This is a genomic window from Mycobacterium sp. NGS29 (genome assembly GCF_059812965.1).
The window spans coordinates 1-19,365 of record NZ_JCALDR010000033.1 but is presented as its reverse complement, the minus strand read 5'-3'; the positions used below and the strand labels follow the sequence as shown (position 1 = coordinate 19,365).

Genomic DNA, 19,365 nt, shown 5'->3' with positions numbered 1-19,365 from the left:
CCGGCGCTTGGGTAGATGGCGCCGGCTCTCTTCGCGCGCTTGGGCGCGCTCATCGCCCGGCGCCGGGCGGCCCCGCGAACGCCTGAGCGATCCCCAGCCAGCGCTGCGCGTCCTCCCCCACCGCCGTCACATCCAGCGACCCCAGCGGCCGCCGCTGCGTCACCAGAAAGCAGAAGTCCTCCGCCGAACCGGTAACCCGCTGCGCCGCCTCTGCCGGACCCCACGACCACACGTCCCCGCCGGGCCCGCGCAACTCCACCCGAAACTGCTCGGCGGGCGGGGTCAAATTATTGACCAGGTACGCGTAGTCCCGTGCGCGCACGCCGATATGCGCGATCGACCGCAACCGGTCGGTGGCCGGCCGGGCGATGCCGAGCGTGTCGGCGACGTCCAACCCGTGCGCCCAGGTCTCCATCAACCGCGCGGTGGCCATCGACGTGGCGCTCATCGGCGGCCCGAACCAGGGCAGCTTGCGTCCGTCGGGAACCTCCAACAGCGCCGCGTGCAACCGACCGCGGGTATCGCGCCAGTCGGTGAGCAGTTCAGCGGCAGGCCTGGCCGCCAGCTCCTCCGCGCCGGCGTCGACGAATCCACCGGGATCGGCAGCCGCACCGGCCAGCACGTCGGCGAACCCGTTCTCGTCGGTGATCGACAAAAGCGACACCCGGTCGGTCCACAACAGGTGCCCGATCTGGTGGGCGATGGTCCAACCCGGCGCCGGGGTCGGCTCGGCCCAGCGTTGCGGCGGCAACGGCGCCACTAACGCGTCCAGGTCGTCGCTCTCGGCGCGCAGGTCGGCGACGAACGGACCTGGACCTGCCATGATTCCTCCTCGACTATTTGCTGACCGCCGCGCGTCGTCGGCCGACAAGACTATGCACCAGCAACCCGCCCAGATAGATCACCGAACCGTACAACGCGTACGCCGGCGCGCGGCCGTCGTCGGGAATGAACGCCGCCGCCACGGTGACCGCAACGATGAAGGACACCCAGAACAGCGCATCCTGCACCGCGAACACGTGCCCGCGCAGCGCGTCGTCGACATCGATCTGCATCGCCGAATCGGCGCACAGCTTGACCACCTGACCGGCCAACCCGAGCAGAAAGCCGCACACCACCATCACCGGCAACAGCAGTGTGGCGCCGCCGCACTGGATGACCGCGGCCGCGACCAGCGCAGCGTTGGCCGTCGCGTAACGACCCCAGCGCCGCACCAGAGCCGGGGTCAGCACGTTGGCCAGGAAAGCTCCCAGACCAGTGGCGGCGAAGAACACCAGCGCGGTGCCGAAGCCCGTCTTGTCGGCGTCCTTGATGTGGTGGACCAGTAGCAGCACCACCAGCGAGTTGATCCCGACCACCATCCGGTGCGCGGCCAGGCCCGAGAGGGCGGCGGCCACCGTCGGGCGTTGTAAAACGGTACGAACCCCGTGCAACCACCCGGTGACCACCGCATAGACCGCCGACCCGTGGATGGCGCGTTTGGTGTCGTCGGGTCCGAGCACCTTGGGCGCGAAGCGCCGCGACAGCAGCAGCGCCAGCGACACCGGGATCAGCGCGGTGAAGATGACGACCGCCGCACCCCGATCACCGGGGCCACCGAGCCAGTGCGGCACCAGCATGAAGTTGGCGCCCAGGAAGGCCGCCACCGCGCCTGAGGCGGTGGCCACCGAGTTCATCGTCACCACCTGTTCGCGCGGCACCACGTGCGGCAGGCTCGCCGACAACCCGGAGGCCACGAACCGGGCCATGCCGTTAGCCAACAGTGCGGCGCACAGCAGCAGCACCTCCCCCGCGCTGACGGCGAGGATGACGCCGATCGCGCCGATGAAACAGAGCCGCACCACGTTGGCCCGGATGAGCACCAGCCGCCGATCCCACCGGTCCAACACCGCACCGGCGAACGGCCCCAACAGCGAGTACGGCAGAAACAGCACCGCGAAAGCCCCGGCGATCGCCAGCGGCCCGACAGCCCGGTCGGGGTTGAACAGCAGCGCTCCCGCCAGACCCGCCTGGAACAGTCCGTCACCGAACTGACTGGCCATGCGCAGCTGCAGCAGTCGCCAGAAGTCGGGCAGCGCCCGCACCGACCGCCAGAGCTCGACGGGCGCGCTCGCCTGCAACCGGCTGCGAATCACGGGACCCACTTCCACGATCGGCGCAGGCGAAGGCTGAAGCGGCCGTGCGTCGTCTCAATACAGTACAAATCTTCGCCGGCGGCGGATGTTTGCACCGGTGAGGCGACCGCGAGTGCGATGATGTTGTGGTGGCTCAGCACGATGACCCTGACGACTCGGTCGCTCCAGCCGCGCAACGCGTGCGCGCCGGTACCCTGCTGCTGGCCAACACCGACCTGCTCGAGCCGACGTTCCGGCGCAGCGTGATCTACATCGTCGAGCACAACGACGGCGGCACCTTGGGAGTGGTGCTCAACCGGTCCAGCGAGACAGCGGTGTACAACGTCCTGCCGCAGTGGGCCAAGCTCGCGGCCAAGCCGAAGACGATGTACATCGGCGGACCGGTCAAGCGCGACGCCGCCCTGTGCCTGGCGGTACTGCGCGTCGGTGCCGAACCCGACGGTGTGCCGGGCTTACGTCACGTGGCCGGGCGCATGGTGATGGTCGATCTGGACGCCGACCCCGATCTGATCGCGCCGGTGGTGGAAGGGGTGCGGATTTTCGCGGGTTACTCGGGGTGGACCATTGGCCAACTGGAGGGCGAGATCGAGCGCGACGACTGGATTGTGTTGTCGGCGTTGCCTTCTGACGTGTTGGCGCCACCGCGGTCGGACCTCTGGGGTCAGGTGCTGCGCCGTCAGCCGCTGCCGCTTTCGTTGCTGGCCACTCACCCGATCGACCTCAGCCGCAACTAGCCCGTCTGCTCAGTGGCAGGACCTCAGTTGCAGGACAGTGTGCAACCCGCACAGTTACCGGCACAGCCGGCCTCGGCCGCGGCGGCCTCACGACGCAGTGCGTAGCGCGCGCTCTGCCACGACCCGGCGGCCAGGGTGCCCAGCGCGCCGGTGACGCACACGATCACCACCACCAGCGCGGTCTGCGCCGGCGCGGCCAGCGCCACCACTCCCCCGGCGACCAGCATCACGGCCGCGGCCAGCTGGGTGGGCGCCATGGCGCGCAGGGCCAGCTGGGTGGGATCGGCGGCGGGCGGTTGGGCAAGAGACCAGATCCCGAAGGCGGCAGCGGCTAGCGCCGCACACACGCACAGCACGCCCGCGATAAGCATGCGCTCACAATACGAGCCCGCCGACGATTGTGCGCGCCGGGATCCGTGCCCGGGGTCAGCGCGATGGGACCACGGCCAGCAACGGTGGTGCCGCTTGCGCCGGGGCGGCGCCGGGCTGGGCCGCCCCGGGGACCGCGGCCCGAGGTGCGGGCTGCAGCGGCTGGGCAGGAGCCGGTGACTGGGCAGGCGCCGGTAGTGGTGCGGCGGGTACCGGCGAGGCCGGGGCAGGCGTGCCGACTCGTGCGGGAGCCGCGGCGGGCGGTGCCTGGCCAGCAGCGCCGGGTGCGCTGACCCGGAAGCCGCTGATGATCGCGTCGGTGGCGGGACCGTCGCTGACCGCCTGCGACGCGGCGGTGGTCACCGACAGCGACACCAGGTACCGCTCGGAGCCGGAACTGGCGATCACGTGCCGGCGCGAGGTGTTCAGCGTCATGTCGTTCTCGCGGTAGGTGCCCTCGATCACCGCCGACGGGAAGGTGCCGAGATTGGCCTGCGAGGCGTTGGTCGTCTGCCACGCCAGCAGCCGCTGACTGTCGACGAAGCCGTGGGTGATCGCCTCCGCAGGGTCGAAGTCGCCGATCAGCTTGTACACGACTACCTGCGCATTCGATGTGTACACGCTGTTGCCGCCCACCCGGTCGGCGATCACCACGAAGGCGTCGGGCACGTTGGGGTCGGGTACCTGAGTCCAGCGGGGCGGCATCGGCACGGTGATGTCGAGGGCCTTGAATCCCAGCGGTCGTTGCGCTTCGAGCTTGACGCCCTTGCCCTCCAGGTATTCGCGCAGGGTCCCGGTGACGGCCGGTGCCGTGGCCGCCGGGGTGGGGGCGACGGCCGCGGGCGCCTGGACCGGGACGGCGGCGGGTGCCTGGACCGGGACGGCGGCGGGCGCTTGGACCGGGACGGCGGCGGGTGCCTGGACCGGGACGGCGGCGGGTGCCTGCGCGGGGGCGGGGGCGAATCTGTTGCTCGTCACGCCGCCCGGGAAGATCGCCGATCCTTGAGCCGGCGGGCTGGTCTGCTGCATCGGGACCTGGCCGGGATTGATCGGCTGAGGTACCAGCGGTTCCGCCGATGCTGTGCCGCCCGCCGCCATCACGACGCCGACGACCCCGGCGGCAACACCGCCGGCGAAGGTCCGCCAACTGCACGCGATTCGAATCATTTCGCCCCGGTCCCTCCAGAAGAGCTGCTTGTTCAAGCCCGCCATCGAGGCTGAATGTAACCACTGCTCACAGCGCCGACCACGCTCGAAACACAGCTGGGATGAACCTCTGATCGCTGTGCAACGCAACCGAGACCAACCCGTGGCCGGGCGATCGGGGCCGGGTCGGCGAAAGGCCCCTTATACCCTGTTGGGCGTGACCGAATCGCCGCCCACCGCTCCCGTCGACCCGCCCGGCGCCAAAGACGCCGACGCGCCGCGGTACCGCTACACCGTCGAGGTGGCGGCTGCGCTGGAACGCACCTGGCAGGACAACTGGGCCGAGCAGGGCACGTTCAACGTGCCCAATCCGGTGGGCACGCTGGCGCCGGCGGACGGCGCGGCGGTCCCGGACAACAAACTCTTCGTGCTGGACATGTTCCCCTACCCGTCGGGGGACGGGTTGCACGTCGGTCACCCGCTGGGATACATCGCCACCGACGTCTACGCCCGGTATTTCCGGATGAACGGCCGAAACGTGTTGCACGCGTTCGGTTTCGATTCGTTCGGGCTACCCGCGGAGCAGTATGCGGTGCAGACCGGCACCCACCCGCGCACCCGCACCCAGGCCAACGAGGTGAACATCCGTCGGCAACTGCGTCGGCTGGGTCTCGCCCACGACAGCCGGCGCAGCTTCTCGACCACCGACGTCGAGTTCTACACGTGGACGCAGTGGATCTTCTTGCAGATCTACAACGCCTGGTTCGACCCCGCCGCCGGCAAGGCCCGCCCGATCGCCGAACTGGTCGCCGAATTCGATTCCGGTGCAAGGACTCTGAGCGATGGTAGGGACTGGGCGACGCTGCCGGCGGGGGAGCGGGCCGACGTCGTCGACAGTCACCGGCTGGTCTACCGCGCCGACTCGGTGGTGAACTGGTGCCCCGGGCTGGGTACCGTGCTGGCCAACGAAGAGGTCACCGCTGACGGCCGCAGCGACCGCGGCAACTTCCCGGTGTTCCGGAAACGGTTGCGGCAGTGGATGATGCGGATCACGGCCTATTCCGATCGGCTGCTCGACGACCTCGACGCCCTGGACTGGCCGGAACCGATCAAGACCATGCAGCGCAACTGGATCGGACGCTCGACCGGTGTGGCCGCACTGTTCTCGGCCACCGGCGCCGACGGGGATGCCCGGGACATCGAGGTGTTCACCACCCGGCCCGACACCCTGTTCGGCGCCACGTATCTGGTGCTGGCCCCCGAGCATGAACTGGTCGACGGGCTGGTCGCCGCCGCCTGGCCGGACGGTACCCACCCGTCCTGGACATACGGGGCCGCGACACCCGGTGCAGCCGTCGCCGCATACCGGCGCGCCATCGCGGCCAAGACCGACCTGGAACGCCAGGAGAGTCGCGAGAAGACGGGTGTCTTCCTCGGCGCCTACGCCGTCAATCCGGCGAACGCCCAACCGGTGCCGATCTTCATCGCCGACTACGTGCTGGCCGGATACGGGACCGGGGCGATCATGGCCGTGCCGGGACACGATCAACGCGACTGGGACTTCGCCCGGGCGTTGAACCTGCCGATCGTCGAAGTCATTGCCGGCGGCGACATTTTGCAGTCGGCGTATCCCGGCGACGGGGTGCTGGTCAATTCCGACTACCTCGACGGCCTGCACGTCGCGGATGCCAAGCGTGCCATCACCGAGCGCCTCGAGGCGGCCGGCCGCGGCCGCGTCCGGATCGAATACAAGCTGCGGGACTGGCTTTTCGCGCGGCAGCGGTATTGGGGCGAGCCGTTCCCGATCGTCTACGACGCCGACGGACGCCCACACCCGCTCGATGAGGCCGCGCTGCCCGTCGAACTGCCCGACGTCCCGGACTATCTGCCGGTGTTGTTCGATCCCGACGACGCCGCCAGTGAACCGTCACCGCCGCTGGCCAAAGCGACCGACTGGGTGCACGTCGAGTTGGATCTGGGGGACGGTCTGCGGCCCTACAGCCGCGACACGAACGTGATGCCGCAGTGGGCCGGCAGCTGCTGGTACGAACTGCGCTACACCGACCCGCATAACTCGGAGCGCTTCTGCGCCAAGGAGAACGAGGCCTACTGGATGGGGCCGCGCCCGGCTGAGCACGGCGTCGATGACCCGGGCGGGGTGGACCTCTACGTCGGTGGCGCCGAGCACGCGGTGTTGCACCTGTTGTATTCGCGCTTCTGGCACAAGGTGCTGTACGACCTCGGCCACGTCAGCTCCCGCGAGCCGTTCCGACGGCTGGTCAACCAGGGCCTGGTCCAGGCTTACGCCTACACCGACGCGCGCGGCACCTACGTGCCGGCCGCCGAGGTGATCGAGCGCGACGGGACCTTCCGGTATCCCACACCGGACGGCGAGATCGAGGTGTTCCAGGAATTCGGCAAGATGGGTAAGAGCCTGAAGAATTCGCTGACCCCGGACGACATCTGCGACGCGTACGGCGCGGACACCCTGCGGGTCTATGAGATGTCGATGGGCCCGCTGGAGACGTCGCGTCCGTGGGCCACCAAGGACATCGTCGGTGCGCACCGTTTTCTGCAGCGGGTGTGGCGTCTCGTCGTCGACGAGGACACCGGCGAACTTCGGGTGGTGGACGCCGAATTGGCCGCCGAGACGTCCCGTGCCCTGCACCGCACGATCGCCGGCGTGTCCGAAGACTATGCGGCACTGCGTAATAACACCGCGGCCGCCAAGCTGATCGAATACACCAACCACCTCACCAAGGTGCATCGTGACGGTGTCCCGAAGGCGGCCGTCGAACCGCTGGTGTTGTTGCTGGCGCCGCTGGCTCCGCACCTTGCCGAGGAGTTGTGGTCACGGCTCGGCCACACCGCCTCGCTGGCGCACGGCCCATTCCCGGTCGCTGACCCGGCGTTTCTGGTCGACGACACCGTCGAGTACCCGGTGCAGGTCAACGGCAAGGTGCGCGGCCGGGTACTGGTCGCCGCCGACGCCGACGCCGATGCCGTGCAGGCCGCGGCGCTGGCGGACGAGAAAGTGCTGGCCTTCCTGGCAGGCGCGGAGCCCCGCAAGGTCATCGTGGTCCCCGGCCGGATGGTGAACCTGGTGATCTAACGCCATCGGCAACACTGACTGTGCATGTGACGACGCGACTCGCGGAAATCCCGTCGCAGGCCGCACATTCGGCGGGCAGTGGGGCCGGGGGACGCGGCTACCGCTGCCGGATCACCACTTCGTGCACGTGTCCGTCCGGCGGCGTGGCCACCACATTGGCCACCACCTCGGCGACGGTCTGCGGCCGCAGGAACTTCGCCGGATCGTAGTCACCGCCCTGGTACGCGACGAGTTCGCGCTGCATGTCGGTGTCGACGCGACCGGGGTAGATCGAGGTGACCGAGAGCCGCGGTTCGTCGGCGCGCAGCGAGTCGGCGAACGCGCGCAGGGCGAATTTGCTGGCCGAGTAGGAGGCCATGCCGGCGGACACGTTGCGGCCCGAGCCGGAGTTGATGAACACCACGTGGCCGCGGACCGCGCGCAGCGCCGGCAGTAGCGCCAGCGTAAGCGCAACCGCCCCAATGACATTGACGCTGAACGTGGCGCGCCACTCGTCGACGTGCGACTCGGCGACATGGCCCGGGACGGATACCCCGGCGTTGTGGACCAGCACGTCGAGTTCGTCGACGACCTCGCAGCTGGACTCGATCGAGTCGGTGTCGGTCAGATCCAACGGAAACGTGGTGGCGCCGAGGCGCTCCGCGACGGCATCCAGACGTCCCGACGGACGGCCGGCCAACAGCAGGGTGTGGCTGGGTGCCAACGCCGTGGCGATCGCCGAACCGATGCCGCCGCTGGCGCCGGTGATCAACGCGGTGGGCATCTCAGACCTGGTTCGGCAACGGCGAGGCCGGGGCGGGACCCGTCGGCTCACTGGAGGCGAGCCGGTCCAGCGGCGCCAGCGCCTTCATCAGCACCTCCAGGTCGGAGTGGGGGAGTTGGCTGAGCATCGCGGCCAGTGAGGCGTGCCGGCTGGCCAGGGACTCGGCGTGCACCGCCCGGCCCTGCGGAGTGATGTCGACCAGCACGGCGCGCAGGTCGGACGGGTCGCGCGAGCGTTTCACCAACCCGACCTTCTCCAACCGGCGGATGGCCACGGTGGTGGTGGGTGTGCGTACCCGTTCGTGTGCGGCCAGGTCCGTCATCCGGATCGGGCCCCGGTCGAGCAGCGTGATCAGGATCGACAGCTGCGCCAGGGTGAGGTCACTGGCCACCGCGCCGGTGGTGGGGTCGCCGCGGCGCAAGATGGCGAACAGCTTGGATAGCGAGCGGTGCAACCCCTCCGCCAGGTCCGCCAGCGCTGGGGCGGTGGGTTCGCTGTCCGACATAAACCGGCAGTCTAACCCGACCATGGGGCGAAGGAAGACCCTGTCTGGAAGGGTGTGCCCGCCCTGTTCACAGCACCTGGGAGAGGAATCGCTGCAGCCGCTCGGTCTCGGCGGTTTCGAAGATCTGCTCCGGGGGCCCGAACTCCACGACTTTGCCGTGGTCCATGAACACCACGGCATCCGAGGCGGAGCGCGCGAAGCCCATCTCGTGCGTGACTACGACCATTGTCATGCCGTCGGCGCCCAGGTCGGCGATCAGCGCCAGGATCCCCTTGACCAATTCGGGGTCCAGTGCTGAGGTGGCCTCGTCGAAGAACATCACCTGCGGGGCCATGGCCAGCGCGCGAGCGATCGCGACCCGCTGCTGTTGGCCACCTGACAGCGCCCCGGGGCGCGCACCCGCTTTGCCTTTGAGCCCCACCCGGTCCAGGTGGTGCATCGCCAGCTCGCGGGCCGCCGCGGCGGGTAGCCCGCGCAGCTTGCGCGGCGCCAAGGCGACGTTGTCCAGCACGCTGCGGTGCGGGAACAGGTTGAAGTGCTGGAACACCATGCCGATGCGCTGGCGCAGCTCGTTGGGGTCGTCGCGCAACACCGACCGGCCGTCCAGCAGGATGTCGCCGCTGTCCGGCTCGTACAACCGGTTCAAGGTGCGCAGCAACGTCGACTTGCCGGAGCCGGACGGGCCGATCACCGCGGTCGTGGTACCGGCGGGGACTTCCAGGCTGACCCCGCGCAATACGGTGGTGCCACCCAAGTTCTGGTGAATGTCGTTGGCGGCCAACGAAACTTGCCGGATCACGTCATCTCCGTGCCGATGGTCGAGGTGACGACTTCGGCGGGATCCGCCGGATCGAGTTTGGCGCGGCCGCGGCGCAACCGGGCGTCGATGAAGTTCACCAGGTGCGTCAGCGGCACGGTCAGGATCAGGTAGCAGATGCCGGCAGCCACCAGCGGGGACAGGTTGCCGGTCTGCGCGTTGAGATCCCGGCCCACCTGGAACAGCTCGCGCTGGTTGGCGATCAGACCGAGGAAGTAGACCAGCGCGGATGCTTTGAGCAGGGCGATGAACTGGTTGACCAAGGCCGGCAGGACGCGCCGGATCCCCTGCGGCATCACCACCAGACGCATCGCGGCCGGGTAGCTGAAGCCGAGCGCTCGGGCGGCTTCCAATTGGCCGGGGTCGACGCTCTGGATGCCGGACCGCAGGATCTCCCCAACGTAGGCGCCGGTCATCAGACCGAGCGCGGCGATGCCCAGCGGATAGGGATTGCTGTTGGTCACTCCGCTGAGCAGCGGTCCCACCCCCAGCCCGATGATCAGGATGATCACCACCTCGGGCAATCCACGGAAGATGTCGGTGTAGACGCGGGCCGGCCAGCGCAGCCAGCGGCTGTGGGAAATCCCCGCGACGGCCAGGACAATGCCGATCGCCAACCCGATCACGCTGGCACTGCCGGTGAGGATCAGCGTGTTGGGCAGTCCGGTGGTGAGCAGCGTGGGGATGGCCTGGCGATACATCTCCCAGTCCAGGAACGATTCGCGCAGCTGGGTCAACGTCGACTTGGGGGCGGCCGGGTCCGCCGGTTTGCGGTGGTGGTGGGCGGCGATGGCGGCGAAGTCGGGCAGTTTCGGCGCCGGTGCGGCGCGGGAGCCCGGTTTCCAGCCCGGCGGCAGATTGCGCGGCTTCCACTTGCTGTAGAGGTCGGCCCAGGTGCCATCGGCGATCACGGCATCCAGGCCCGAGTTCAACGCGTCCACCAGCGGTTGGTTGTCCTTGGCGACGGCGTATGCGACGAAGTCGTCGGCGCCGAAGGTGTCGGCCACCACGATGGCCGGGTCACCCGGCCGGATCGCGCTCGATGCCTGACCCGCCGGTGCCACCCACGCGTCGAGCTGGTGGGTCTTGATGCTGGCGTACACGGTGGCGAAGTCCGGGTACTTCACCGGCTGCAGGTGCAGGACGTCCACCACGTAGGAGTCTGCGACGGTGCCCTGGACGACGCCGATGCGCTGGCCTGCGGCCAGATCAGTGAAATGCTTGATCGGCGATCCCAACGGAACCACCAGCGAGTGGTAACCGAAGTCGTAACCGTTGGTGAAGGCGACGGTGTGGCGACGTGCGTCGGTGGCCTTGACCGACGATGAGCCGACGTCGAAGCGTCGTGACGCCACCTGGGCCAGCAGGCCGGAGAAATCCGTTCCGACGAAACGCACCTGCAAGCCCAGCTTGGCCGCGACCGCGCGCAGCAACTCGTTGTCGAAGCCGGTGAAGCGGCCGGTGGCGTTGATGCAGGTGCTGGGCGGTGCGTCGGACAGGGTGCCGACCAGCAGCATGCCGGGGGTGCCCAGCCCCAACTCTGCGATGTTCACCGAGCTCAACGGCACCACGGTGGCAGTGGTGTCGGAGTCGTCGTCGCCGGCACCACCGCGCGCGGAGACCAGGTCTGTCGGCAGCACCGTCGCGCTTTCCACGCCCGGCGGTGCGCACTGGTTCTGGTCGGCCAAGGCGGGAGCGGCCCCGGCCAGACCGGCCACCAGCAGGATCGTCGCAACGAATCCGAACAGCTTGGCGCCGCGTCCGGCGGTGGGGGCGAAGCGGGCACTCATCACCGCCACCGTAGCGAGCGGGACATCGGTCAGAGCGGCAACGCGGTTGAGCTCAGCGTGCGCTGTCGCGCCACCGGCACAGCGCTTCGGCATCGCTCAGGTCGTAGTCGGGTCCGTTGACACCCACGGTCAGCAGCGTGACGCCGAGGGCGGTGAGAGCTTCGGCATTGGGGACCACGTCTTTGCCACTGCCGGCGGACGCCGAGCGCTCGATGGTGGCCGGGTCGCGCCCGACGGCGTCGCAATGCTCAGCAAGTACGGCGGCTTTGCCGGGAAATTCTTCGGCGTCGCTGAAGCTGTGCCACACGTCGGCGTGCTCGGCGACCAGGCGCAGGGTCTTGCGTTCGCCACCGCCGCCGATCAGCACCGGGATATCGCGGGTCGGCGCCGGGTTGAGTTTAGCCAGCCGCGACGTGATTCGGGGGAGTGCGCCGGCCAGGTCGTCGAGCCGGCTGCCGGCGGTACCGAACTCGTAGCCGTACTCGTCATAGTCCTTCTGCTTCCAACCGGAGCCGATGCCCAGGATGAGCCGCCCGTCGGAGATGTGATCGACCGTGCGGGCCATGTCGGCCAGCAGTTCCGGGTTGCGGTAGGAGTTGCACGTCACCAGCGCGCCGATCTCGATGCGTGCGGTCTGTTCGGCCCAGGCTGCGAGCATGGTCCAGCATTCGAAGTGCGCGCCGTCCGGGTCGCCGTACAGCGGGAAGAAATGGTCCCAGTTGAACGCGACGTCGACGCCGATGTCCTCGCAGCGGCGCACCGCGTCGCGAATGTCGCGGTACTGCGGTGCGTGCTGGGGCTGCAGCTGCACGCCGATGCGGACGGGGAAGTCGGGGAGCACGGGGGAGGTCATAGAGACCACCGTAGGCCTCAGCGGCCGTCGATCACCGCGCGCAGGAGGTCGATCAGAGTGCGGGGCTGATCGCTCTGCACCGAGTGGCCCGAGTTCTCGACGACGTGAACACCACGGAAATTTGTTGCGCGCCTTTGCAATTCAGCGACGTCGTGGTCGTTGACGAAGCCCGAGGTGCCGCCGCGCACCAGGGTCACCGGCGCGGCCAACGCATCGACGTCCTCCCACAGGCTGTCGAAGTCGGGGAATTTGCGGATGGTGTCGTACCGCCACGTCCAGTTGCCGTTGTCCAGCTGCCGGGAGTTGTGGAACACGCCGCGGCGCAAGGCTTTCACCTCGCGGTGGGGAGCGGCGGCGACCGTGAGCTCCAGCATCGCCTGGAAGCTGGGGAATTCCCGCTCCCCGGCCATCAGTTCCACCGTGCCGCGCTGCTCCTTGGTCATCTCCGAGTGCCGCGCCAGCGCCGACGGGGTGACGTCGACGAGCACGAGTTGGTCGACCAACTCCGGTGCCAGCGCACTCAGCCGGATGGCGGTCAGTCCGCCCAGCGACATGCCGACCACGAACTCCGCATCCGGTGCCAGCTCGCGTAACACCGGCGCCAGGGTGTCGGCGTTGTGCTGCGGGGAGTAATCGCCGTCCGCGCGCCAGGCGGAGTGACCGTGACCGGGCAGGTCAACGGCCAGCGCCGGTTCCCCGAGACCGACGATCACGGTGTCCCAGGTGTGCGCGTTCTGCCCGCCGCCGTGCAGGAAGATCACCCGCGGGTCAGAGTCACCCCAGCGCAACGCGCTGATTTCGCCTACCGTCACGCGCTCGGCGCGGGGCAGCGGTCCGGTGACACCGGCCTGTTCGGCGTTCTCAGCCAGCAGGTCGAACTCAGAAAGCCCGGTCAGATCTTCGTCGGTCACGCCTAGTGACTCTACGAGTCACGCCGGCGTGCCGTTCGGGTCAGGCGGTCAGCCCTCGCTGATGAACTCTTCGAGCTGGGTGCGCGCGACGTCGTCGGGCAGCTGCTCGGGCGGGCTCTTCATCAGGTAGGCCGACGCCGGGATCACCGGTCCGCCGATGCCGCGGTCCTTGGCGATCTTGGCCGCCCGCACCGCGTCGATGATGACGCCCGCGGAGTTCGGGGAGTCCCACACCTCGAGCTTGTACTCCAGGTTCAGCGGCACGTCGCCGAAAGCGCGGCCTTCCAGGCGCACGTAGGCCCACTTGCGGTCGTCGAGCCAGCCGACGTGATCGGACGGGCCGATGTGGACGTCCTTGGAGTTGAATTCACGCTGAACATTGGAGGTCACGGCCTGGGTCTTGGAGATCTTCTTGGACTCCAGGCGCTCCCGCTCGAGCATGTTCAGGAAGTCCATGTTGCCGCCCACGTTGAGCTGCATGGTGCGGTCCAGCTGCACACCGCGGTCCTCGAACAGTTTGGCCATGACCCGGTGGGTGATGGTGGCGCCGACCTGGCTCTTGATGTCGTCACCGACGATCGGCACCCCGGCGTCGGCGAACTTCTTGGCCCACACGGGGTCAGAGGCGATGAACACCGGCAACGCGTTGACGAACGCAACGCCGGCGTCGATGGCGCACTGGGCGTAGAACTTGTCGGCCTCTTCCGAACCGACAGGCAGATAGGAGACCAGCACGTCGACCTCGGCGTCCTTGAGCACCTGGACCACGTCCACCGGCTCGGAGTCGGACAGCTCGATGGTGTCGGCGTAGTACTTGCCGATGCCGTCCAGGGTCGGGCCGCGCTGCACCAGCACGTTGGTCGGCGCGACGTCGGCGATCTTGATTGTGTTGTTCTCCGAGGCGAAGATCGCGTCGGACAGATCGAAGCCGACCTTCTTGGCGTCGACGTCGAACGCCGCCACGAACTTCACGTCGCGGACGTGGTACGGGCCGAAGCGCACGTGCATCAGGCCGGGGACCGTCGACGTGTCGTCGGCGTTGTAGTAGTACTCAACGCCCTGGACCAGCGAGGACGCGCAGTTGCCGACTCCGACAATGGCGACTCGTACCTCGGACGCCTGTGACGCGTTCTGCTCACTCATGGGGCGTTCTCCTAACCTTGTAACTCTCTGGTGTCTTGGCAATTCGTGTCGTGCAAGGGGTTCTGACGTGCTGCGATCGGGTCACGTCTGTTCGACGTGGTTGGGGGCTGCTCGTTCGGCGGCGATGAGCTCGTTGAGCCATTTGACTTCCCGCTCGCTGGACTCGAGCCCGAGTTGGTGCAGTTGACGGGTGTAGCGATCGAACGAGCTACTGGCCCGCGCCACCGCGTCGCGCAGACCTTCCCGACGCTCTTCGACCTGGCGCCGCCGACCCTCCAGGATGCGCATCCGCGCCTCCGCCGGGGTGCGGTTGAAGAACGCCAGGTGCACACCGAATCCGTCGTCGGTGTAGTTGTGCGGCCCGGTGTCGGCGACCAACTCGCCGAAACGACGCCGGCCCTCCTCAGTGAGCTGGTACACGCGGCGGGCCCGACGCACCGGTGTTCCGGCAGGCGCGGCGTTCTCAGCGATCAGACCCTCGGTCTGCATGCGGCGCAGAGCGGGATACAGCGACCCATAGGAGAAGGCGCGGAAGGCGCCGAGCAGGCCGGTCAGCCGCTTGCGCAACTCGTAGCCGTGCATCGGTGACTCGATCAGCAGGCCCAGGATGGCCAATTCCAGCATCGAGTCACCTCCTTTTGACGGACTGATTACGACGGTACGACGCCTCGCGTCATCGTATCGTCCCGATATATTAGCGACAACACCACCGGGTGTTTATGCGCTGTTAGTCACACCGCCGGCTCGGTCAGCTCACGTAACGGACCTGCTTGGGGGTACCGTCGGGCGCCAACTCGATACTGCCGCTGCCGTAGTCGCTGGAAATGTAGATGGACAACGACAGCGCGCCCGGCGTGGTCGGGTCCTTGGCCGGGTCGACGATCAGGTAGCTGGACTTGACGTCCTGCTGTTTGATGCCGACGGTCTCCGGCGCACCGCGCAGCACTCCCACCACCGTCTTGACGTCGAACTTGCTCAGATCGACGAGCGTGGTCTGGGTGCTGGCGTTCTTGGCCGAGCTGCTCGGATCACCCCAACCGCCGCGGTAGGTGTAACTGAGGACCCGCCGCTCGTCGGTGGGATCACTCCGGTCCATCGATGCGTACTCCGGGTAGACCAGCAGGCGGTAGCCCATGGTGTCGCCGAACCGCTTGCGGGTCTGTTCCAACAGACCGGTCAGGCCGCCGAGGGATTGCAGTCGTTTGGGCGGCGTCAGCACCACGGGCGCGATGCCGTCGGATTTGGCGCCCGGATCCGAGGTGAAGTCCAGTGGCGAGGTGGTGTTGCCGTAGAGCCCCCAACCGATGGCGATGCCCAGCAGCACCGTCACGACGAGGGCCGCCACGGTCAGGCCCAGGCCGTTGGGCCGGCGCACCCTGGTCCTGGGCCCCGTCTTCTCGGCGGCGCCTTGCGACTGTAGGTCTGCGACCAGGCGCTGCAGTTCGCCCAGTGTCACCGCATTGGTGGCCGAGCGGATGCGCTCACGGTGTTCCTCCGAAGAGATCTCACCGTCGTTGAAAGCATTGTCCAGAATCCGGCACGTGTCCTGCCGGTCGCTGTCTTTCGCCCGCGTCGACCCCGACCCTGCCCATTTCGCCACGAGGAGATCGTAGAAGTTCGGACAGCGACGTGATCATCCGTACCGGCCCGGCCGCCACGAGAGTGTTAGTTGCATATCGGCGCCGGGGATGGCGACGTACTCTGGTCAGCGTGCGACTGCAGCGACAGGTGGTGGACTACGCGCTTCGACGGCGCTCACTGCTGGCCGAGGTGTACTCGGGACGCACCGGCGTGTCCGAAGTCTGCGACGCCAACCCATATTTGCTGCGTGCGGCGAAGTTTCACGGGAAACTAAGCCAGGTGATGTGTCCGATCTGCCGCAAGGAGCAGCTCACGCTGGTGTCCTGGGTGTTTGGCGAGCATTTAGGCGCGGTGTCCGGCTCTGCGCGTACCGCCGAGGAGCTGGTGCTGTTGGCTACCAGGTTCTCCGAGTTTGCTGTGCACGTGGTCGAGGTGTGCCGGACGTGTAGCTGGAATCACCTGGTCAAGTCGTACGTGCTCGGTGCGCCGCGTCCGGCGCAGCCGCCCAACGGGTCGAAGACCCGGACGGCGCGCAACGGCGCCCGGACGGCCAGTGAATAACGAAGGGCGCCATCACCAGTCGTCGAGCGACACCCCGGACGAGGCGACAGCTGCCGGCGGGCGGCACTCGCGCGGTGCGGTGCCCCCTGACGACCGGATGACGACGATCATCCCGGCGGTGCCCGACAGCCGCCCGTCTCGGCACGTTGACCCCGTCGACGAAGTCAAGGCCGCACTCGACAACCCGCCGCCCGAAGGCGATCACCTCGACCAGGTCAAAGCTGCGTTGGACGCCCCGGTGCGCCGACCTGCGCGAGATCGGCCGGCCGGGGGCCCGCGCCCCCCGGACGGACCGCCGCCGTCGGGGCCGACGATGGGTGGACGCCCACGCCGACCGCGGCCCACCTGGACCGAGCAGATCAACTGGCGCTGGGTCAAACGCGCGGCGTACCTGAGTGCGGCGGCCCTGATCCTGCTGCCGATCGTCACCTTCACGATGGCGTATTTCATTGTCGATGTGCCGCGACCCGGCGACATCCGCACCAACCAGGTGTCCACCATCCTGGCCAGCGACGGCACCGAGATCGCGAAAATCGTTCCGCCCGAAGGCAACCGGGTGGACGTCAACCTGAACCAGGTGCCGGTGCATGTGCGCCAGGCGGTGATCGCCGCCGAAGACCGGGGCTTCTACTCCAATCCGGGTTTCTCCTTCAGCGGCTTCGCTCGGGCGGCCAAGAACAACCTGTTCGGCGGCGACCTGCAGGGCGGATCGACGATCACCCAGCAGTACGTCAAGAACGCGCTGGTCGGTTCGGCCCAACACGGGCTGAGCGGCATGATGCGCAAGGCCAAGGAACTGGTCATCGCGACGAAGATGTCGGGGGAGTGGTCCAAAGACGATGTGCTGCAGGCTTATCTGAACATCATCTACTTCGGGCGCGGGGCCTACGGAATCTCCGCGGCCGCCAAGGCCTATTTCGGTAAACCCGTCGAACAGCTCACCGTGTCCGAGGGCGCACTGCTGGCCGCGCTGATCCGGCGACCGTCCACCCTGGACCCCGCCGTCGACCCCGACGGTGCCCTGGCGCGCTGGAACTGGGTGCTCGACGGCATGGTGGAGACCAAAGCCTTAGCCAGCGGCGACCGTGCGACGCAGGTGTTCCCCGCTACCGTGCCGCCGGAGCAGGCGCGTGCGGCCAACCAGCCCTCCGGACCCAACGGACTCATCGAGCGGCAGGTCACCCGGGAACTGATGGAGCTGTTCAATATCGACGAGCAGACACTCAACACTCAGGGCTTGCAGGTCACCACCACGATCGACCCCCAAGCCCAGCAGGCCGCGGAGAAGGCGGTCGCCAAGTATCTCGATGGCCAGGACCCGGAGATGCGGACCGCGGTGGTGTCGATCGACCCGCACAGCGGCGCGGTGAAGGCGTACTACGGCGGCTCCAACGCGCAGGGTTTCGACTTCGCCCAGGCCGGGTTGCAGACCGGGTCGTCGTTCAAGGTGTTCGCCCTGGTCGCTGCGTTGGAACAGGGCATCGGGCTCGGGTACCAGGTGGACAGCTCCCCGTTGACCGTCGACGGCATCAAGATCACCAATGTCGAAGGCGAGAGCTGCGGCACCTGCAACCTGGCCGAGGCGTTGAAGATGTCGCTGAACACCTCGTACTACCGGCTGATGCTCAAGCTCAAGGGCGGGCCGCAGGCGGTGGCCGATGCGGCGCACCAGGCGGGCGTCGCCGAAAGCTTTCCCGGGGTCGCACACACGCTGTCCGAAGACGGCCAGGGTGGCCCGCCCAACAACGGAATCGTGTTGGGCCAGTACCAGACCCGGGTCATCGACATGGCCTCGGCCTACGCCACACTGGCCAACTCGGGCATCTATTACCGGCCGCATTTCGTGCAGAAGGTGGTCAACGCCGAGGGCCAGGTCCTCTTCGATGCCGGCTCCACCGACAACAGCGGCAACCAGCGCATCCCGAAGGCGGTGGCCGACAACGTCACCGCGGCCATGCAACCGATCGCCGGATACTCCCGCGGCCACAGCCTGTCCGGTGGGCGGCCGTCGGCGGCCAAGACCGGTACCACTCAGTTGGGCGACACCACGTCGAACAAGGACGCCTGGATGGTCGGGTACACACCGTCGCTGTCCACCGCGGTCTGGGTGGGCACCGTCAAGGGTGACCAGCCGTTGGTCACCGCCTCCGGCGGCGCGGTCTACGGATCGGGCCTGCCGTCGGACATCTGGAAGTCGACCATGGACGGTGCCCTCAAGGGCACCCAGAACGAGACCTTCCCCAAGCCCACCGAGATCGGCGGCTACGCCGGCGTCCCCGCACCACCGCCGCCCCCACCACGTCCAGCGCCACCCTCCGAGACGGTGATTCAGCCCACGATCGAGGTGGCGCCGGGAATCACCGTGCCGGTGGGTCCGCCGCAGACGGTGACCGTCGCGCCGCCCGGGCCTGTCGCACCGCCGCCCTCCGACGTGCCGCAACCGCCGCCGTGACCGGGGCCGGCACCGAGCGGGTGAAAATTTCGCCGCAGCCGCTGGCTGCCGACCGCCGAAGTGCTGACAGCCGCGATTGCCCCAGTCGCAACGACGTTCTGGGTGCCGCGCTGGCGAACCTGGCCGGCGGGCCGGTTGGGCGGCACGCGCTGATCGGTCGCACCCGGTTCATGACGCCGCTGCGGGTGATGATCGCGATCGCATTGGTGTTCCTGGCGCTGGGTTGGTCGACGAAAGCGGCCTGCCTGCAGAGCACTGGTACCGGTAGCGGTGATCAGCGGGTGGCCAATTGGGGCAACCAACGCGCCTACTACGAGTTGTGCTACTCCGACACGGTGCCGCTCTACGGCGCAGAGTTGTTGAGCCAGGGCAAGTTTCCATACAAGTCCAGCTGGATCGAGACCGACGCCGCGGGGGCGCCGCAGATCCGGTACGACGGCAAGATCGCCGTCCGCTACATGGAATATCCGGTGCTGACCGGTCTGTACCAATA

The 19,365-nt window shown here is 68.1% G+C and carries 17 protein-coding genes and 1 pseudogene; 5 read left to right on the top strand and 13 right to left on the bottom strand.

Going from position 1 to position 19,365, the window contains the following annotated elements:
- Positions 1 to 49 precede the first annotated feature (49 nt).
- Positions 50 to 823: a TIGR03084 family metal-binding protein gene (locus AC5Y5Z_RS24890; RefSeq protein ID WP_473138724.1), complete on the bottom strand. Its 774-nt coding sequence runs from the start codon at positions 821 to 823 to the stop codon at positions 50 to 52.
- Positions 824 to 836: 13 nt separating this feature from the next.
- Complete coding sequence (locus AC5Y5Z_RS24885; protein ID WP_499928136.1) at positions 837 to 2,135, bottom strand: MFS transporter; 1,299 nt, start codon at positions 2,133 to 2,135, stop codon at positions 837 to 839.
- 125 nt (positions 2,136 to 2,260) lie between these two features.
- Between AC5Y5Z_RS24885 and AC5Y5Z_RS24880 the strand changes: the two genes are divergently transcribed.
- On the top strand, positions 2,261 to 2,869 hold the full coding sequence (locus AC5Y5Z_RS24880; RefSeq protein WP_499928134.1) for a YqgE/AlgH family protein: 609 nt from the start codon (positions 2,261 to 2,263) through the stop codon (positions 2,867 to 2,869).
- A gap of 23 nt (positions 2,870 to 2,892) precedes the next feature.
- Here AC5Y5Z_RS24880 and AC5Y5Z_RS24875 read toward each other — a convergent pair whose 3' ends face one another.
- Entirely contained in the window at positions 2,893 to 3,240 is a 348-nt protein-coding gene (locus AC5Y5Z_RS24875) for a hypothetical protein (RefSeq protein WP_499928132.1), read from the bottom strand.
- A gap of 55 nt (positions 3,241 to 3,295) precedes the next feature.
- The gene (locus tag AC5Y5Z_RS24870) at positions 3,296 to 4,405 is read right to left on the bottom strand and encodes an LpqN/LpqT family lipoprotein (RefSeq protein WP_499928130.1); all 1,110 of its coding nucleotides are present in this window, start codon (positions 4,403 to 4,405) and stop codon (positions 3,296 to 3,298) included.
- A gap of 196 nt (positions 4,406 to 4,601) precedes the next feature.
- On the opposite strand from AC5Y5Z_RS24870, the gene leuS reads away from it, so the two are divergent.
- Positions 4,602 to 7,496 carry a leucine--tRNA ligase gene (leuS, locus tag AC5Y5Z_RS24865; RefSeq protein WP_499928128.1) on the top strand — a complete coding sequence of 965 codons (2,895 nt, stop codon included), beginning with the start codon at positions 4,602 to 4,604 and terminating at the stop codon, positions 7,494 to 7,496.
- A 97-nt stretch (positions 7,497 to 7,593) separates the two neighbouring features.
- On the opposite strand, the gene AC5Y5Z_RS24860 is transcribed toward leuS, so the two are convergent.
- From AC5Y5Z_RS24860 to AC5Y5Z_RS24820, 9 genes are all read right to left on the bottom strand, one after another.
- Complete coding sequence (locus AC5Y5Z_RS24860) at positions 7,594 to 8,259, bottom strand: SDR family oxidoreductase (RefSeq protein WP_463826325.1); 666 nt, start codon at positions 8,257 to 8,259, stop codon at positions 7,594 to 7,596.
- Between the two features lies 1 nt (position 8,260).
- Positions 8,261 to 8,764, bottom strand: a complete 504-nt coding sequence (locus AC5Y5Z_RS24855) for a MarR family winged helix-turn-helix transcriptional regulator (protein WP_463826326.1) — start codon at positions 8,762 to 8,764, stop codon at positions 8,261 to 8,263.
- A gap of 67 nt (positions 8,765 to 8,831) precedes the next feature.
- Complete coding sequence (locus AC5Y5Z_RS24850; RefSeq protein ID WP_463826433.1) at positions 8,832 to 9,560, bottom strand: amino acid ABC transporter ATP-binding protein; 729 nt, start codon at positions 9,558 to 9,560, stop codon at positions 8,832 to 8,834.
- A complete protein-coding gene (locus AC5Y5Z_RS24845; protein WP_499928138.1) occupies positions 9,560 to 11,371 on the bottom strand; it encodes an ABC transporter substrate-binding protein/permease in 1,812 nt (603 codons plus the stop codon). Before AC5Y5Z_RS24845 ends, AC5Y5Z_RS24850 begins: the two co-directional genes overlap by 1 nt.
- 52 nt (positions 11,372 to 11,423) lie before the next feature.
- Positions 11,424 to 12,224, bottom strand: coding sequence for an LLM class F420-dependent oxidoreductase (locus AC5Y5Z_RS24840; RefSeq protein WP_463826327.1), 801 nt, complete (start codon positions 12,222 to 12,224; stop codon positions 11,424 to 11,426).
- A 17-nt stretch (positions 12,225 to 12,241) separates the two neighbouring features.
- On the bottom strand, positions 12,242 to 13,135 hold the full coding sequence (locus tag AC5Y5Z_RS24835) for an Rv0045c family esterase (RefSeq protein WP_499928125.1): 894 nt from the start codon (positions 13,133 to 13,135) through the stop codon (positions 12,242 to 12,244).
- A 48-nt stretch (positions 13,136 to 13,183) separates the two neighbouring features.
- A complete protein-coding gene (locus AC5Y5Z_RS24830; RefSeq protein ID WP_463826329.1) occupies positions 13,184 to 14,278 on the bottom strand; it encodes an inositol-3-phosphate synthase in 1,095 nt (364 codons plus the stop codon).
- Between the two features lie 81 nt (positions 14,279 to 14,359).
- Entirely contained in the window at positions 14,360 to 14,902 is a 543-nt protein-coding gene (locus AC5Y5Z_RS24825; RefSeq protein ID WP_463826330.1) for a PadR family transcriptional regulator, read from the bottom strand.
- Between the two features lie 124 nt (positions 14,903 to 15,026).
- The gene (locus tag AC5Y5Z_RS24820; RefSeq protein ID WP_499928123.1) at positions 15,027 to 15,878 is read right to left on the bottom strand and encodes a DUF1707 SHOCT-like domain-containing protein; all 852 of its coding nucleotides are present in this window, start codon (positions 15,876 to 15,878) and stop codon (positions 15,027 to 15,029) included.
- A 110-nt stretch (positions 15,879 to 15,988) separates the two neighbouring features.
- On the opposite strand from AC5Y5Z_RS24820, the gene AC5Y5Z_RS24815 reads away from it, so the two are divergent.
- From AC5Y5Z_RS24815 to AC5Y5Z_RS24805, 3 genes and pseudogenes are all read left to right on the top strand, one after another.
- Positions 15,989 to 16,420, top strand: a complete 432-nt coding sequence (locus AC5Y5Z_RS24815; protein ID WP_499928121.1) for a DUF5318 family protein — start codon at positions 15,989 to 15,991, stop codon at positions 16,418 to 16,420.
- A complete protein-coding gene (locus tag AC5Y5Z_RS24810; protein ID WP_499928119.1) occupies positions 16,413 to 18,872 on the top strand; it encodes a transglycosylase domain-containing protein in 2,460 nt (819 codons plus the stop codon). Before AC5Y5Z_RS24815 ends, AC5Y5Z_RS24810 begins: the two co-directional genes overlap by 8 nt.
- Positions 18,869 to 19,365: pseudogene (locus AC5Y5Z_RS24805) on the top strand (hypothetical protein); the annotation flags it as partial. The gene AC5Y5Z_RS24810 and the pseudogene AC5Y5Z_RS24805, both read left to right, overlap by 4 nt.

What these genes read in the sequence shown, in the direction of transcription:
- AC5Y5Z_RS24840 (WP_463826327.1), bottom strand. Translation starts at nt 12,224, where the DNA reads ATGACCTCCCCCGTGCTCCCCGACTTCCCCGTCCGCATCGGCGTGCAG.
- AC5Y5Z_RS24825 (WP_463826330.1), bottom strand. Translation starts at nt 14,902, where the DNA reads ATGCTGGAATTGGCCATCCTGGGCCTGCTGATCGAGTCACCGATGCAC.
- AC5Y5Z_RS24845 (WP_499928138.1), bottom strand. Translation starts at nt 11,371, where the DNA reads ATGAGTGCCCGCTTCGCCCCCACCGCCGGACGCGGCGCCAAGCTGTTC.
- AC5Y5Z_RS24875 (WP_499928132.1), bottom strand. Translation starts at nt 3,240, where the DNA reads ATGCTTATCGCGGGCGTGCTGTGCGTGTGTGCGGCGCTAGCCGCTGCC.
- AC5Y5Z_RS24860 (WP_463826325.1), bottom strand. Translation starts at nt 8,259, where the DNA reads ATGCCCACCGCGTTGATCACCGGCGCCAGCGGCGGCATCGGTTCGGCG.
- AC5Y5Z_RS24870 (WP_499928130.1), bottom strand. Translation starts at nt 4,405, where the DNA reads ATGATTCGAATCGCGTGCAGTTGGCGGACCTTCGCCGGCGGTGTTGCC.
- AC5Y5Z_RS24855 (WP_463826326.1), bottom strand. Translation starts at nt 8,764, where the DNA reads ATGTCGGACAGCGAACCCACCGCCCCAGCGCTGGCGGACCTGGCGGAG.
- AC5Y5Z_RS24830 (WP_463826329.1), bottom strand. Translation starts at nt 14,278, where the DNA reads ATGAGTGAGCAGAACGCGTCACAGGCGTCCGAGGTACGAGTCGCCATT.
- AC5Y5Z_RS24890 (WP_473138724.1), bottom strand. Translation starts at nt 823, where the DNA reads ATGGCAGGTCCAGGTCCGTTCGTCGCCGACCTGCGCGCCGAGAGCGAC.